Consider the following 15,824-nt stretch of genomic DNA (forward strand, 5'->3'; position numbering starts at 1 on the left):
CTGGTGTTTACCCCGAGATCCGAATGCCGGGGTTGACACCCCAGATCGCCAATGTCATGAACAGGTTCGCGAAGACGACCGCGATGATGCACATCTTGATCGCGCGGCCCGCGGCCACACCGACGCCTTCGGGACCACCGGAGGCGAAGAAGCCGTAGTAGCACTGGATGAATGTGGTGATCGCGACGAACAGGATCGCCTTGAGCAGTGAGTAGATCACGTCGACCGGGACCAGGAACTGATAGAAGTAGTGCTGGTAGGTGCCCGCGGCGGTGCCGCCGATGAGCTGCACGGTCACCGCGCAGGAGATGTAGGCCATGGCAAGGCCGAGGCAGTACAGCGGGACGATGGCCACCATCGCCGCGAACATCCTGGTGCTGATCAGATAGGGCAGCGGCCGGATGGCGATGGATTCCAGCGCGTCGATCTCCTCGGAGATGCGCATGGCGCCCAGTTGCGCGGTGAAGCGGCAGCCCGCCTGAGCGGCGAAGGCCAGCGTCGCGAGCAGCGGCCCGAGTTCACGGGTTGTCGCGAACGCCGAGATCGCGCCGGTGATCGGACTCAGTCCGAGCAGGTTCAACGAGTTGTAGCCCTGGATGCCGACGGTCATGCCGCCGAAGGCGCTCAGGATGACGACGACGCCGATGGTGCCGCCGCCGACGACGAGATTGCCATTGCCCCAGGTGACATCGGAAAGCAGTCGCCAGACTTCCTTGGGGTAATGCTTGAGCGCCAACGGAATGGAGCCGATCGAGCGCAGCAGGAAGAACACCTGGTGGCCGAGCCTGGCGAGCAGATCTACCGGCGCCTGTGCGGATTTCCGGAGTGACTGGAAGGGCCGCAGCAGCGGAGGTACATAGGTTGATGACACCGGCTCAGACCACCTGTGACGGGAATAGTGCGTTGTAAACCTGGGTGATGATGAGGTTCACCCCGAACAGCATGATGGCGGAGCTCACCACCGCGGAATTCACCGAGTTCGCGACACCGCCGGGACCACCTCGGGTGTTCAATCCGGTATCGCAGGCGATGATTGCGGCCAACAGTCCGAAAATCAGCGATTTGACCAGCGCGACAAGCAGGTCGGTGGTCACCGCGAACGACGAGAAGGTGCCGACATAGGAACCTGGCGTTCCGTTCTGCGCGAAGATATTGAACATGTAGCCGGTCAAGAAACCGACGAAGACCACGAAGCCGCACAGCAGCACGCTGACCAGCATCGCGGCCCCCAGCCGCGGTGCGACCAGCCTGCGCATCGGGTCGACGCCCATCACTTTCATGGCGTCGATCTCCTCGCGGATGGTGCGCGAGCCGAGATCGGCGCAGACCGCGGAACCGACCGCGCCCGCGATCATCAGCGAGGTGACCAGTGGGGCGCCCTGCTGGATGATGCCGAGCCCGTTGGCGGCGCCGATGAAGGAGGTGGCGCCGACCTGACCGGCGACCGAACCGACCTGGATGGAGACGATCACGCCGATCGGGATGGCGACCAGCAGCGTCGGCGCCGCGGAGACACTGGCCATGAATGCACACTGCCGGACGAACTCCCCGAACGGGAACCGTCGGCGGAAAATCGCGACGAACAGTTCGGCGACCGCCGCGAAGCCCATGATGATCTGGCGACCGAACGTTTCCAGCGAACGCTTCGGGTGATCTTGCCAGTACGACTTCTTCCAATCGACCGCATCACTGAACCGTGACCCTCGGGGTGGACTCTCGGTCGACTGCACTGGCTAACCCTCCTCGACGCCGGTTGGCTGCCCCGACGACTCGTTTGCTTGACGCACCTTACTACGGAGTAGTGCAGAACACACCACCGACTTGTGATTGCGGTCATAGATGTCGCTCACCGTTGGCAAAAGGCAATGGCAGCGGGCATGAACATTGGGATACGGCCCAGTACCGGCGCGCCCATCTCTGGAACAAGTGACAACCCAGCTGCGCGAATCTCCGGCCTATGCCGGTTGCTGTGGCGAATTAATATGGAGAGAATTCATCAAAAATCGTTTTTGATTCCGGAGACGAACACATCCACCTCTTAGTACCCCCGCACGACAAACGGCCACGAGATTTTCACAATTATGATAGCGGCCCGCTATCGTGCACGTAAGATACATTTCAACTATTGTGTACGAAATAGGGTTGAAGTAGATCGCAGTGGGGACAACCCGTAGTGGGTGACGCGCCCGAGGTCGATTACTGACACGATGGGTGCGACAGATTGATATCGTGCGGGCTTCCGACGTCTGGAGGGACATGTTCAGCAAACTCGCCAAGGTGGCCAACGCCGCCTTCGCCGTCGCCCTTGGCGCGGCGCTGCTCGGCACGGGCGCAGGGGCCGCAAACGCCCAACCGGGCCTGCCGGTCGTGGGCGGTGGATCCGGGATCATCATCGACAACCAATTCGAGTGCACGGTCACCACGGTCGGCCACGACAACGCGGGCCGTCTGGTCGGGCTGACCGCTGGGCACTGCGGCGATCCCGGCTCGCAGGTCTACGCCGAATCCGATCGGGGGGCGGGCGTGATCGGCCGGTTCACCTATTCCAACCACGACCTGGATTACGCCGTCATTCAGTTCGAGCCGGGCAAGCTCGTCCCGGTGAATCGCATCGGTAACGTCACGATCACCGGGATCGGCGGGCCTGCCAACTTCCCGCAGATCGTCTGCAAGGAGGGCCGGACCACCGGCAACACCTGCGGTATCGCCTGGGGTGACGTGTTCCGGACGAACGTCGAGACCTGGAGTCAGATGTGCGTGGTTGAAGGCGACTCCGGCGCACCGGTCGTCGTCGGCACGACACTCGTCGGCATGGTGAACGCCTACCTGGCCATCGCTTGCTTCGGCCCGGAAGTCGGCACCAACATGAGCGCGATCACGGGTGATCTCAACGCGCGCGGCGGTGTCGGGGCGGGTTACATCCCGATCTGATCGCACACCCGACCTGATCGGAAACCAACTGAACGGCCCGAATGGAGCAATCCATTCGGGCCGTTCATTTCTCGCTTCGTGCCGGTGCCAGCGCGGGAGCGGCCATCCCGCACTGCGGCAGGCAGTCGACGTTGTCCAGGACGGGCACGCGCCGCTCGGGGCGCAACAGGACGGCGGCGAGGACCGCTCCGGTCACCAGCAGGCCGACGCACAGCCACATCGCGGTGGCGAAACCATCGTCGAACGCCTCCGGGTCGCCCAACGCACCCGAGATACCCGCGAGCCCGGGCAACGCAGCCACGGCGAGCAGTTGTGCCGTGCGGGCGACCGCGTTGTTCACCCCGGAGGCGATGCCCGCCTCGCTGCTGGGCACGGCACCGAGCACCGCGCCGGTCAGCGGGGCGACCAGTACCGCGAGCCCGAGCCCGAAGACGAGCACGCCCGGCAGCACGTCGGTGAGGTAGGTGGTATCGGGACCTATGCGCAGCAAGAGCACCAAGCCCGCGGCCGCCAGCAGCGGTCCGGCGGTCATCGGAACGCGGGGACCGTGCACCTGCGCCCAGCGCCCGGCGGGGGCCGAGAGCGCCAGCATGATCAGGGTGACCGGCACGGTCGCGACCCCGGACATCAGCGGCGAGTATCCCGCCACCAGCTGCAATTCCAGCACCAACAGGAAGAACACCCCGCCGAGGGCGGCATAGACCGCGAGTGTCACGAGATTGGCCGCGGTGAATACCCGGGAACGGAACAGCGCGGGCGGCACCAACGGATGATCGCCGCGCAGCTCGATCACGACGAAGAGCGCCAGTAACACCACGCCGATGGCGATGAGCAGCGGCACGGTGTCGATCAGTCCCAAGGTGAGCGCGCCGAGGCCGAGCGCGACCACCAGCGCGCCCGGCAGATCGAGTCGGGTCGCCGCGCTCGGGTCGCGGCTCTCCGGCACGTGTCGCACCGCGACGAGCACGACGACCACGGTCAGCGGAACGTTGAGGAAGAATATGGACCGCCAGCCCGCGACCTCGATCAGCCAGCCGCCGAGGAAAGGGCCGAGCGCGCCCGCCACACCCCCGAAGCCCGACCAGAGTCCGATCGCCGCGCCTTGGTCGCGCTGGTCGATCGAGGAGGAAATCAGGGCGAGACTGCCCGGGGTGAGCATCGCGCCCGCCACGCCCTGCAGGATCCGGGCCACGATCAGCATTTCGATGGTCGTCGCGGCGCCACACAATACGGATGAGATCGCGAAAGCGACGGTGCCCCACACGAAGACCCTGCGCCTGCCGAGCTTGTCGCCCAGCGAACCGCCGAGCAGGATGAAGGAGGCAAGAGTCAGTGTGTAGCCGTTCAGCGTCCACTGCAGTCCGGCGACATCGGTGTCCAGTGAGTCCCCGATCCGTGGCAGCGCGATGTTGACGACCGTCGCGTCGAGCGAGGCCACCGACGATCCGAGGATGGTGGCCAGCAGAATCCAGCGGCCGCTGCCCGACCGCAGACGGGGAAGCTCGGTGGTGCTCACCAACCCAACCTAGCGACAGGCCGCCGGTCGGTGCCCCCAACTACGACGGGCCGTGCCTCGCGAGGCGCGGCCCGTCTGGTCATCCGCCAGGCCCCGGTCAGAGCTCTTGGACGCAGACGACGAAGCGGCGTTTGTCGTAGACGTATCCGGTGCCGCTACCGCAGACGCTGACATCGTCGGCGCCCTGCTGGATCTTGACCACCTTCACGCCCTTCGCCGGGCTCGAACCGGCGCAGTCGATGCGCTTGGGATCATCGCCGCCGACGTCCATGCAGCCGCCGACCACCCAGTCGATGTCCAGGCACAGCGCGCCCTGCTCGATACCGTTGATGGTCTCGGCGTAGTAGTTGTCCGCGTCGCTGACGCACTGCGAGCTCTTCGACTTCTTCTCGATCACCTTGTAGTTCGATGCGCGGCTACCGCAGGACGCCTTGTCGATGGTGGCGTTGGTGGTGGTGCCGCCGAGTGTCACGCAGTCACCGACCTCGGCCTGGAAGTCGGTGTCGCCGCCCGACTTGGTCGGCGACGGCTTGCTGCTCGGAGCGGGCTTGCTCGCGGACGGTTTCGGCGTATTGGTCACCGAGACCGCATCGATCGTCCCGTTCTCCACGGCAGGCTGCGCGGTACCGCTGATGGTGGAGCTGCACCCGATCAGCGACAGACCCGCCGCGATAGCGAGCCCGGCGAAGGCGAGACGACCCCAGGTCGGTTGACGAGACACGTACAGTCCTCCCGAGCTGTAACGCTCCGAACTCACACCCCCGTAAGAATCCGAAGTTGCCATAGCAGTGCTTGAAATACCACGCCATGAATACACCATGGACCGAGCGCACGTCGAGCCGGAGACGGAAGCCATCCGCCGATGATTCCGGCGATAGGTGCCTCACCACGCCTTTTACCCGTCGGCAGACCTGGTCCGCGGGTTACTCTGGTTCACCGGCGCGACTAACGGTGGTCAGGAGGTGACCCCATGGTTTCGGCAATGGCGGCTGATGAGTTCGAGCCCGCCGATGCGGCGGGCAAGAAACTTGCGCCACCGCGCGACATGCTGGTCGACCCGCGATTCATCCGGCTGGCCGATCAGTTCTTCGGCATGTTCGCCCAGCCCGCGCGCGGTGGCGGTGCACTCGCGGTCTACCTGGATGGCAGGCCGGTTGTCGACATCTGGGCCGGCTGGGCGGACAAGGAGCGCCGCTGGAACAGCGAGACCGTCGTACTGACGTTCTCCACCGGCAAGGGCGTGGCCTCGACCGTGCTGCACCGGCTCGCCGAACGCGAACTGATCGGCTATGAGACGCCGGTCGCGGAGTACTGGCCGGAGTTCGCCGCGCACGGCAAGGAGGACATCACGGTGCGCGACGTGCTGTCGCACCGCGCGGGTCTGCACCGGGTGCGCGGCTTGGTCCCGGGTCGCGAGGGCATCCTGAACTACGACGCCGTCACTCGCGCGCTCGCCGACAGTCCGCCGGATCCACGCCGCATTCGCACCTCCGGTTATCACGCGATCACCTTCGGCTGGCTGGTCGCCGAGATCGTGCAGCGGGTGACCGGCGCGTCGTTCACCGACGTGGTGCGCACCGAGATCGCCGAGCCGCTCGGGCTCGACGAGTACTGGTTCCAGGTGCCGGAATCCGCACGACATCGGATCGCCAAGATCGTGCGGCCCCTCGGTCCGCCGGGAATCCGCTGGAATACCGCCTCCTCGGTGATGTCCTGGGTGCGGCCGGTGCGTGGGCTCGCCGAGGCGGGCATGCCGGAGAGCTTCGACGAGCTGGTCCGCGACCCCCGGGTGCACGACGCGGTGATGCCCGGCTGGAACGGCGTCTTCTCGGCACGTGCGCTGGCGCGGATGTACGGCGCGCTGGCCAACGACGGTGTGGTCTACCCCGACCGGCCGGAGCGGGGCGTACACGGCCTCGGAACGGCCGCTCCGGAGCCCGTCGTGCGACTCCTGTCGCCGGAAACGATCGAGACGATCAGCAAGGTGCAGCCCGCTCAGAGCCGCGACTACGTGCTCGGCGTACCGATCCGCTTCACACTCGGATATCACCGCCCCGTGCTCATGGCCAAGCAGCAGCCACGAAACGCGTTCGGTCACTATGGCGCGGGCGGTTCGGGCGCGTACGCCGATCGTGATCTGCGCATGTCGATCGCGTTCGTGACCAACGGGATCGGCAGCATGGTGACCGCGCTCGGTGACGCCAGGCTCGCGCGGCTTGGCGCGACGGCACAGGCCACGGTCCGCAAATACAAAGAGGCCGGACAATAGGGGAGCCACGGGCGGCCCGCCTGGATGATCGGGGGAGTCGAACCCCTCGAGTGGCGACTTCGTGTTTCTGGGTATGGACGTGCGTATGGCTTCGATCCGCGCAAGTGAGGACAGCGCCGGGCCACGCGCGCCGCGATGGACCGTGCTGCACGCGCTGGCCGCGGGCATCGATTTCGACCGGTACTTCCGGTGGCGCAGGGCGCGCGAGGGCGACCCGTTCTATGTTCGTTTCCCTGGATTCGGTGCGGCGCTCTTCACCGGGACGGCTGTCGGTGCTCGCGAAATGTTCCGCGCCCCGATGGAGATCACGCAGCCGCCACGTCCGAATCCGATCGAACCGATGGTCGGGGCCGCATCGCTGATCCTGGCTTCGGGCGAGCGTCACCGACGCGACCGTGCGCTGCTCACGCCCGCGTTCCACAGTCTGCGGATTCGCGAGTACGGCGAGCTCATCCGCGACGCCACCATGCGGGAGATGTCCGGGGAGAGCGGCCGCGCGTGGGTGGCGGGCGCGCGTATCGACGCACGAGCGGCCGCACGGGCGCTCACGCTGCGGGTGATCTCGACGGTGGTGTTCGGAGTGGACAACGAGCAGCGGCGGGCGGAGTACACCGCCGCCGTCACCGACTTCCTCACCGCGTTCTCCGGGCCGCTGATGCTGGTGCCCGCACTGCGCCACGGACTGCTCGGGCACAGTCCATGGGACCGATTTCAGGCCGCCCGCACGCGGCTGGACACGCTGCTGCGCGCCGAGATCGCGCGGCGGCGCCGGACCGTGGGCACACAGCCGACGGACGTGCTCGGCATGCTGCTGTCCGCTGCCGCCGACGACACCGCCGCGAGCACCGACGACGAGCTGTGCGAGCAACTGCGCACGCTGCTGGTCGCTGGGCACGAGAGCACGGCGACCGCCCTGGTGTGGGCGTTGTACCGGCTGCATCGGGCACCGGAGTCGCTGGCGCGGCTGCGGGCGGAACTGCGTGACGCCGGGCCCGACGCGAGCCCGGGACAGCTGGCCGGACTGCCCTACCTGGACGCGGTATGTCAGGAGACGCTGCGTCTGCACCCGCCGGTCCCGATCGTCGTGCGCAGGCTCACCGAGCCGTACGCGCTGCGCGGCGTTGCGCTCGCATCTGGCGACACCATGGGGATCGCGGTGCCGTTGCTGCACTCCGACCCGGACGTTTGGTCCGACGCCGGGCGCTTCGATCCGGGCCGCTTCATCGAGCGCCGCTACCGGCCGTTCGAGTTCGCTCCGTTCGGCGGTGGGCACCGGCGCTGTGTCGGCGCCGCACTCGCGGACTACGAATTGCGGATCGCGCTGGCCACCATTCTCGGGCACAAGCACCTGCGGCTCACACCACGCTATGCGCACGGACGTGTCCCGGTCTCGGTGCCACACAACATTTCCACCGGCCCACATCGCCCGATTTCATTCGACGTAGTGAGTGACGTTGCTCACTAAGAAGTTTGCGGCGAACTGCCTTTCAGTCACCCACAGCACTCGGCCTCAGACGAGGCTATCCGGATTGACCGGGACGTTCATCCAACCGATACCCATCAAGGCATCTTGTGATGTGAAACACATTCAGCGCGCTGACTGAATCACTGTGAAACGCAAGTGGCTTCGGCGTGCGTCGGACGGTAGGAAGGACGACGGGTCGGGCCGTCAATACCCACGGGGCGCTCTTCTGGCTCCGCGCTGACTGAAATATCTCGCTACGCGCGCGTGCGAGAGATGGAATGGACGAGAAACCTATGCATGCCGCTTTGCACACCGCGTCGTTGCCTGCTCACCGCAAGGGAGCTCGGCTAGCCCGCCGGTTGCGCGAGGGCGTCCTGCTGTCCGCCGCGATCGCGGCGGCCGGAGTCATGCTGGTCGCGCCTGCGCAGGCCGAACCGATTCCGGGTATCGACACGGGCTCGGCCACCGCGGCCACCGATCCGGCGCCGCAGGCCAACTTCGCCCCACCCTCGATCAACATCGCCGACGGCGAGGTCGTCGGTGTCGCGCAGCCGATCATCATCACCTTCAAGGAACCGGTGACCGACCACGCCACCGCCGAGAAGGCCATCAAGATCACGTCATCGAAGCCCGCCCCCGGCCACTTCTACTGGCGCGGTGACAAGCAGGTGCGCTGGCGGCCGGACGAGTTCTGGCCGGACAACACCGACGTGCAGGTCCAGGCGGGCGGCACGACCAGCTCGTTCCGGATCGGCGACGCGTTCGTCGCCACCGCCGACGACGACACCCACACCATCACCATCACCCGCAACGGCGAGGTGGTGAAGGAAATGCCGACCTCGATGGGCAAGCCCAAGCACGAGACCCCGAACGGCACCTACATCGTCGGCGAACAGCAGCGCAAGATGATCATGGACTCGTCCACCTACGGTGTGCCGATCACCGACCCCGAGGGCTACAAGCTCGAGGTCGAGTACGCGACCCGCATCTCCAACAGCGGCATCTTCGTGCACGCGGCTCCGTGGTCGGTCGCCCAGCAGGGCGTGTCCAACGCCAGCCACGGCTGCCTGAATGTCAGCACCGAGGACGGCAAGTGGTTCTTCGAGAACGCACGTCGGGGTGACCCGGTGATCGTGCAGAACACCAAGGGCGGCACCCTCAGCGCCAGCGACGGCCTCGGCGACTGGAACTGAGCGCGGGCTCCCCCGCCTCTCCGGGTCTTTAGGCCGTATTAGTCAGGTGACGCGGGATTTGCGTTCAGTTCCTGCGTTGAGTGCCGCTCGGGTTCTGGGCGTACCCGGTGAGTTACCCATGTGCTCACGAGATCAGTTGTCGCGTCGCGCCCCTGCGGGGCGCTGACGAAAGGACGATCAGATAATCCGTAGTCGACCGCGGCGTCTCTGGTGATTGCTTCACTTGGCCGGTGCGCGAGAAAGTTCTGCGCGTCTGCGCCGCCCCAAGGCCGAGGACGTCTTCTTCTCGACTCCCGGACCCGGGCCGTTCGCGCTGAACACAGAGCCGAGGCGGTCCCACTCGGTGGGACCGCCTCGAGCCGGCCGATTACCAGATCTTTACGCGCTCAGCGGGTTCCAGGTACAGCGCGTCGCTAGGTTTGACGTCGAACGCTTCGTGGAAGCTGTCGATATTGCGCACCACGGCGTTGCAGCGGAACTCGGGCGGCGAGTGTGGGTCGACGGCGAGCCGGCGTATGGCCTCCTCTGCACGGGCCTTGGCGCGCCACACCTGTGCCCAGCCGTAGAACACCCGCTGCAAACCGGTGAGTCCATCGATCTCCGGCGCCTCGGCGCCGTTCAGCGAGATCTTGTACGCCTCCAACGCGATGGACAGGCCGCCGAGGTCACCGATGTTCTCGCCGATGGTGAACTCGCCGTTGACGGTGTGTTCGTCCGGCAGTTCCTTGGGTGAGAGCACGTTGTACTGGGCGATCAGAGCCTTCGTCCGCTTGGCGAATTCGGCGCGATCCGCGTCGGTCCACCAGTCGACCATGTTGCCGTCACCGTCGTACTTCGCGCCTTGATCGTCGAAGCCGTGCCCGATCTCGTGGCCGATCACGGCGCCGATGCCACCGTAGTTGGCCGCGTCGTCGGCGTTCATGTCGAAGAACGGCGGCTGCAGGATCGCGGCGGGGAAGACGATTTCGTTCATGCCCGGGTTGTAGTAGGCGTTCACTGTCTGCGGGGTCATGAACCACTCGTCCCGATCGACCGGGCCGCCGAGCTTGTTCAGATCCCGATCGTGTTCGGCGGCATAGCCGTTGCGGTAGTTGCCGACCAGGTCGGCCGGATCGATCACGACGGCCGAGTAGTCCCGCCACTTGTCCGGGTAACCGATCTTCGGGGTGAACTTCGCCAGCTTGGCCAACGCGGCCGACCTGGTGTCCTGCCCCATCCATTCGAGTTCGGCGATGTTGCGCCGGTACGCCTCCTGCAGGTTGGCCACCAGCTCGACCATCCGCGCCTTCGCCTCCGGCGGGAAGTGTTCGGCCACATACAGTTTGCCGACCGACTCACCGAGCAGGTCTTGCACCAGCGCGACGCCGCGCTTCCAGCGCTCCCGGTTCTCTTCCGCGCCGGTGAGCGTGCGGCCGTAGAAGTCGAAGTTCTCCTCGACCAGTTCGTCGGTCAGATACGGTGCGCGCGAACGCAGCACCCGCCATGCCGCCCATGCCTGCCAGTCCGCGAGCGGTTCGGCGGCCCAGACCTGCGCGAACGTACGCAGGTAATCCGGCTGGAAGACGACCGACTCGGCGAACAGGTCGGACCCGTTGCTTTCGACCCCCTCGGCGAGAGCGGACGTCCATGCGGTCCAGTCGAATTCGGGATTGTCCGCGATCAGCGCGTCGAAAGCGGTCAGGTTGTACCTCAGTTCGGCATCGCGGCGGCGCACCACGTCCCAGTGTCCGGCGGCCAGCTTCCGCTCCAAAGCGAAGACGCGCTGTCCGACCGTGTCCAACTCAGCGGGCAGCAACCCCGAGACCCCCTGGTCGGCGGCGGCCAGGGCGAACATGCGGTTGATATGCGCGATGTACTTCGCGCGGATCTCGGCGAACTCGTCTTGCCGGTAGTAGGACTCGTCGGGCAGTCCGATCCCGGACTGGGTGGCATGCGCGAGGTAGCGGGTGGAGTTCTTGGCGTCGGTGTCGATGAAGACGGCGACGGCGCCGCCGACGCCGGTGCGCTGCAACCGGCCCAGCAGCGTCGCGAAAGTCCCCTTGTCGCTCACCTCCGCGATCGCGGCGAGTTCATCGGCGATCGGCGCGAGCCCGGCAGCGGCCACCGCGGCGGTGTCCATGAAGCTGGAGTACAGGTCGCCGATCTTGCGGGCGTCGCTGCCCGGCTCGGCGTCGGCGGCAGCGGCATTCTGGATGATTGCCTGGACATCCAGCTCGGCCTGGTCGTGCAGCGCGCGGAAAGCGCCGTCCACCGCGCGGTCGGCGGGTATCTGGTGGTCCGCCAGCCATTTGCCGTTGACGTGCGCGAACAGGTCGTCCTGCACCCGCACGGCCTGGTCGAGGTGGGACAGATCGATACCGGAAGGGCGGGTCAGCTCGGAAGTCACGATCTCCAGTATGCCGATACGCGCGAGAGCCGGCCCCCGGCCGCGACCGGCCGGGGGATTCTGAGCAGAGGAATCAGGCGAACGCGACGATACGGTCGAATTCGCCGTCGTGTGCGCCGAGCAAGAAGGCGTCCCATTCCCCGGGGGTGTAGGTGAGGGTGGTTTCGCCGTGGCGCAGTGTGGTGTGACCGTTCGCGGCGGTGTGCGCGCTCAGTTCGCCATTCGATCGCCCGCGGGTGCGCAGGACGTCGAGGAACGCGGTCCATTCGGCGGCGGTGACGGTGATGATGGGCTCGTCGGCGGGGCGGTTGGCCGGGTTACGGCGATATTTGCTGTCACGGATGAGTACCGCATCACCATCGAACCGAACCTCGACGCATTGGTTGCCGTTGTTCGATCTGGTCGATGTGAACCAGCCGGTGCTTACCGGCCGTGCGGTGGTGGCCATGGGCAGGATTTTACACGCGAGAATAGTGCCTGATCAGGGCCAATGACTCGGTACGTTGGAGGGATTGCTCCACCGCGCGCAGGTACGCGAAGCTCAGATCCCGCACCAGATCCGGGTCCTCGACGGCGCCGCCGAACACCGCGCTCTCCGCCCAGCCGAAGGTGGGCAGCTGCTCACCGGCGAAGTCGATGAGATGGAAGCTGGAGCCGCCGAGCACCGCGCCCGCGGTCGCGGCGAACGGGATCACCCGCACTTCCACGGTGTCGAGTTCTTCCATCAGCTCGGCCAGGTAATTCAACTGCCCCCGCAACACGTCCGGCCCGCCGGTCTGCTGTAGCAGGGTGCCCTCGCCGAACACCGCGGTCAGCTCGACCGGGTCTTCGCCGCGTAGCCGCTCTTGGCGTCGCATCCGAATCGCCACCAACTGCTCGACCTGGACCGGCCGGATCATCACGTCGGCGCTGATCAACGCGCGGGCGTAATCCTCGGTCTGCAGCAGTCCCGGCACGACCAGGCTGTCGTAGCTGCGGATGCTCTGCGCGCCGTACTCCATTCCGTAGAGCCGCTGCAACTCCGGTCCGATCAGCGCGGACGACTTCGCCCACCATCCGCGCTGCTTGCTGGCCTCCAGCAGAGCGAGCAGTTCCGCGCGTTCCTCGGGCTCCACCTCCAGCAGCTCGAGCACCGGTCCGATGGTGTTGGTGGTGAGTACGCGTCTGCCCTTCTCCACATGCGACCAGTTGGCCGGGGTGAACCCGACCCGCTTGGCGAAGCCCGCCGAGTCGAAACCGCGCTGTTCGCGCAGCTCACGCAGGCGAAGCACCAGCTCCCAGCGGGCAACGGTCGGCGAGACGGGTGCCATGCCCGGTGATGCTACGCCGACTCCGACGCGCCGAGGTCTGACTATTGTCAACCAACTTGCCCAAGGGCTAGTGTCGATGCAAGCGGTCGATTTTCCAGCACGCGATACACCCGCAGCGAGGCGAGGTTGTTCGTCATGAGTAGATCCCGCATCGAGTTCGGCAGCCGTCTCACGCCAACGGATCCGCCGGCGATTCAGGACGCATTCGCTCGCTGCCGTCACTACCGCCAGGACAACGGGCTGTACGCCGTGGTGAACGCGACACTCGGACGGATCATGCTGGAAGTCGGCTCGGTGGGTGCCGTTGTGATGCCCACCGCGTTCGGCCGCAAGGTGCAACAGCGGCTGATGGCCGGAGCCGAGCACCGGCCGGGGCCGATCATCGCGCATCCACGCTCGGACCGCTGGACCTTCCTGACCGGTCCCACCGACAACTCGTACCTGGATACCGAGCTATTCGCCGACCTGTTCCGCAACTGTGCTTCGATCGCCCTACCGGGCAGCCACATCGTGCTGCCCTCGCCCACCGACGAGCGTGGTGGTTACCGGACCTGGGTCGTGGCGCCGGACGGCGACTTCCGCCGCGAGTTCGCCGACGTGATCGCCACGACCCGCGCGTGCGCCGCTACCGGGGAGTCGGTGGGGCGGGCGGAGTGAGCGTGACGCTGTATCTGTCCTGCAGCTTCTGATTCCACTCGCGCTCGCATTGCTCGATCTTGGACTGATCGTTGCCCGCCTTGTTCAGGCAGTCCACGAAGTCCTTGCCGCCGGACTCGACGAAGAAGCTGTACCCCACGATGGTGAGCAGAACGGCACCGACGAGGCTCAGCACGCCGAGCACCGAGCCGGTGATCGCCATACCCATGCCGCCCGCACTGCCTGCGCGGGCCTTGAACACCGCGATCAAGCCGAAGATGACGGCGAAGATGCCGAACAGATAGCCACCGACGATCGTCCAGAAGCTCAGCAACCCGACGATGCCGAGCACCAGCGCGGTGATCGCCAAGCCCTTGCCCTTCGGTGACTCCTGCCAATAGGCGGGCTGGCCTGGGTACTGTCCGGGAGGCGGCGGGTATTGACCCGGCGGCGGGGGGTACTGGCCGGGGGGCGGATACTGCGACATGGACTTCCTCTCCGTCGGTGCCTCGCGATGCTCGGTCCGGACGGGGTGGCCCGGTAGGTGCGCCGCGATCGCCTACTGATCGCGCCGCCTACGGACGGATGTTAATGCGGTGGCCGGACCGGCTACTGGGCGCCCAATCGCGCATGCATTTCCCACACCAGGATCTCCGAAGGTCGCCGCGCGATCACGCGCTGGCCGCCGGTCCTGGTCAGACGAACCGCGTCGCCCTCGTAGAGCGGGCCGACCCCTTCCATCTCCACCTCGCCGCGCGCGACGAACAAGTGCAGGTAGGGCGCGTCGGGCAGTTCGACCACCGGTTCACCGGCCGGCTCCGTGCTCATCATGCGCGCCACGTGCAGCGCCGAATGGCTGCTGTTGATGGCGATGGCGGTCCGGTCGCGATATCGCGGCAGCCCCGAGGCGACCGTCACCAGGCCGCCGCCCGCCAGCTCGTCGTCGATCTCCAGCTGTTCGTAGCCGGGGGTGAGGCCCGGGTCGTCCGGCACCACCCACATCTGCACGAAGTGCACGGGCTCGTCGTGTTCCGGAGTGCGGCCGTCCAGCCGCCACGAGTCGTTCTTCTCGGAGTGCAGGATGCCGGTGCCGGCGCTCATGCGCTGGGCCAGCCCGGGATAGATGACGCCGCTGTGGCCCAGGGAATCCTGGTGCACCAGGCTGCCGCCGAGCACCCAGGTGACGATCTCCATGTCCCGATGCGGGTGGGTATCGAAGCCTTGGCCGGGGGAGACGATGTCCTCGTTGTTGACCAGCAGCAGGCCGTGGTGGATGTTCTCGGGATCGTAGTGTTCCCCGAAGGAGAACGAGTGCTTCGAATCCAACCAGGAGACCCGCGTCTTCATGCGGTCGCCACCACGATGGACGTCGATGTGTGGTGTCGTGAGTGTGGACATCATGGTCCTCCTCTCGGGACCGTGCACCGATCGCCATTCAGGGTAGGGCACTTCCGCCGCGGTACTCCGCATTCCTAGTAAATTGAGCTGCACTCGGCATTTTACGCGAGCAACCGGAAGGTGAACGGGAGGCGAGCAGAACCAACCGGTACGTCGAAATGTCGGGCCACCTCGTCGGATATCGAGGCCCGTGCCGATCGCCGAGCACCACAATGCCAACCGGAGGTAACGACGTGCTGGGACCCGCTGAGCTCGCCCGCATCGAACGGGAACTCCGCAGCGAAGCGCGGCGCGACGGCATCGCGCATTTCGTGATCGGCATCGCCGTGTTCCGCGCGGGCAGACTGCTGCTGGTGCGCAGGGCCGCCGACGACTATCGCGGCGGGTTGTACGAACTGCCCGGCGGAGGTGTCGAATCCGGGGAGACATTTGCCGAGTGCGTAGCGCGGGAATTGCTGGAGGAAACGGGGTTGCGTGTGCGCGGGATCACCGAATTCCTCGGTGGATTCGATTACTCCACCCGAACCAAGTCGAAAGTGCGTAAATACAGCTTCGTCGTGGAAGCGGAACCCGGTGATGTCGCTCTTGCGCCGCGCGAGCATGACGCGTTCGCCTGGATCGACGCGGACGGGCTCGACGAACTGCCGATGGCGCCGGATACCCGCCAGACGGTCAGCACACTGGTGGATCGGGTCTGATTCGCGCGCCGCGTGATTCGCG

At 66.2% G+C, this 15,824-nt stretch carries 15 protein-coding genes; 6 read left to right on the forward strand and 9 right to left on the reverse strand.

Going from position 1 to position 15,824, the window contains the following annotated elements; all coding sequences use genetic code 11:
• Positions 1 to 7: 7 nt before the first annotated feature.
• The gene (locus AB0M45_RS04165; protein WP_040785074.1) at positions 8 to 871 is read right to left on the reverse strand and encodes an ABC transporter permease; all 864 of its coding nucleotides are present in this window, start codon (positions 869 to 871) and stop codon (positions 8 to 10) included.
• Between the two features lie 4 nt (positions 872 to 875).
• Complete coding sequence (locus tag AB0M45_RS04170; protein ID WP_364322717.1) at positions 876 to 1,730, reverse strand: ABC transporter permease; 855 nt, start codon at positions 1,728 to 1,730, stop codon at positions 876 to 878.
• A gap of 526 nt (positions 1,731 to 2,256) precedes the next feature.
• On the opposite strand from AB0M45_RS04170, the gene AB0M45_RS04175 reads away from it, so the two are divergent.
• Complete coding sequence (locus tag AB0M45_RS04175; RefSeq protein WP_364323059.1) at positions 2,257 to 2,931, forward strand: S1 family peptidase; 675 nt, start codon at positions 2,257 to 2,259, stop codon at positions 2,929 to 2,931.
• 64 nt (positions 2,932 to 2,995) lie between these two features.
• Here the strand turns inward: AB0M45_RS04175 and AB0M45_RS04180 are convergent, their stop codons facing one another.
• Together AB0M45_RS04180 and AB0M45_RS04185 are read right to left on the reverse strand one after the other, a co-directional pair.
• On the reverse strand, positions 2,996 to 4,447 hold the full coding sequence (locus AB0M45_RS04180) for an MFS transporter (RefSeq protein WP_364322718.1): 1,452 nt from the start codon (positions 4,445 to 4,447) through the stop codon (positions 2,996 to 2,998).
• Positions 4,448 to 4,544: 97 nt separating this feature from the next.
• Positions 4,545 to 5,168 (reverse strand): hypothetical protein, encoded by a 624-nt coding sequence (locus AB0M45_RS04185; protein WP_364322720.1) that lies wholly within the window; start codon positions 5,166 to 5,168, stop codon positions 4,545 to 4,547.
• 261 nt (positions 5,169 to 5,429) lie between these two features.
• Here AB0M45_RS04185 and AB0M45_RS04190 point away from each other — a divergent pair, with 261 nt between their 5' ends.
• From AB0M45_RS04190 to AB0M45_RS04200, 3 genes are all read left to right on the forward strand, one after another.
• On the forward strand, positions 5,430 to 6,716 hold the full coding sequence (locus AB0M45_RS04190) for a serine hydrolase domain-containing protein (RefSeq protein ID WP_364322721.1): 1,287 nt from the start codon (positions 5,430 to 5,432) through the stop codon (positions 6,714 to 6,716).
• An 85-nt stretch (positions 6,717 to 6,801) separates the two neighbouring features.
• Positions 6,802 to 8,181, forward strand: coding sequence for a cytochrome P450 (locus AB0M45_RS04195; protein ID WP_364322723.1), 1,380 nt, complete (start codon positions 6,802 to 6,804; stop codon positions 8,179 to 8,181).
• Positions 8,182 to 8,459: 278 nt separating this feature from the next.
• Positions 8,460 to 9,374 carry a L,D-transpeptidase gene (locus AB0M45_RS04200; protein WP_364322725.1) on the forward strand — a complete coding sequence of 305 codons (915 nt, stop codon included), beginning with the start codon at positions 8,460 to 8,462 and terminating at the stop codon, positions 9,372 to 9,374.
• Positions 9,375 to 9,741: 367 nt separating this feature from the next.
• On the opposite strand, the gene AB0M45_RS04205 is transcribed toward AB0M45_RS04200, so the two are convergent.
• From AB0M45_RS04205 to AB0M45_RS04215, 3 genes are all read right to left on the reverse strand, one after another.
• Positions 9,742 to 11,760, reverse strand: a complete 2,019-nt coding sequence (locus AB0M45_RS04205) for a M13-type metalloendopeptidase (RefSeq protein ID WP_364322726.1) — start codon at positions 11,758 to 11,760, stop codon at positions 9,742 to 9,744.
• 73 nt (positions 11,761 to 11,833) lie between these two features.
• Positions 11,834 to 12,208 (reverse strand): DUF397 domain-containing protein, encoded by a 375-nt coding sequence (locus tag AB0M45_RS04210; RefSeq protein ID WP_364322727.1) that lies wholly within the window; start codon positions 12,206 to 12,208, stop codon positions 11,834 to 11,836.
• Between the two features lie 10 nt (positions 12,209 to 12,218).
• A complete protein-coding gene (locus AB0M45_RS04215; protein WP_364322729.1) occupies positions 12,219 to 13,070 on the reverse strand; it encodes a Scr1 family TA system antitoxin-like transcriptional regulator in 852 nt (283 codons plus the stop codon).
• A gap of 135 nt (positions 13,071 to 13,205) precedes the next feature.
• Between AB0M45_RS04215 and AB0M45_RS04220 the strand changes: the two genes are divergently transcribed.
• Entirely contained in the window at positions 13,206 to 13,727 is a 522-nt protein-coding gene (locus AB0M45_RS04220; RefSeq protein WP_364322731.1) for a hypothetical protein, read from the forward strand.
• Here AB0M45_RS04220 and AB0M45_RS04225 read toward each other — a convergent pair.
• Positions 13,696 to 14,193, reverse strand: coding sequence for a DUF4190 domain-containing protein (locus tag AB0M45_RS04225; protein ID WP_364322732.1), 498 nt, complete (start codon positions 14,191 to 14,193; stop codon positions 13,696 to 13,698). The genes AB0M45_RS04220 and AB0M45_RS04225 overlap by 32 nt on opposite strands.
• 122 nt (positions 14,194 to 14,315) lie before the next feature.
• Positions 14,316 to 15,104 (reverse strand): pirin family protein, encoded by a 789-nt coding sequence (locus AB0M45_RS04230; RefSeq protein WP_364323061.1) that lies wholly within the window; start codon positions 15,102 to 15,104, stop codon positions 14,316 to 14,318.
• Between the two features lie 233 nt (positions 15,105 to 15,337).
• Here AB0M45_RS04230 and AB0M45_RS04235 point away from each other — a divergent pair, with 233 nt between their 5' ends.
• Positions 15,338 to 15,802, forward strand: coding sequence for an NUDIX domain-containing protein (locus AB0M45_RS04235; protein ID WP_364322733.1), 465 nt, complete (start codon positions 15,338 to 15,340; stop codon positions 15,800 to 15,802).
• Positions 15,803 to 15,824: the final 22 nt, after the last annotated feature.

It is taken from the genome of Nocardia sp. NPDC051787 (assembly GCF_040681325.1).
Classification (GTDB): domain Bacteria; phylum Actinomycetota; class Actinomycetes; order Mycobacteriales; family Mycobacteriaceae; genus Nocardia.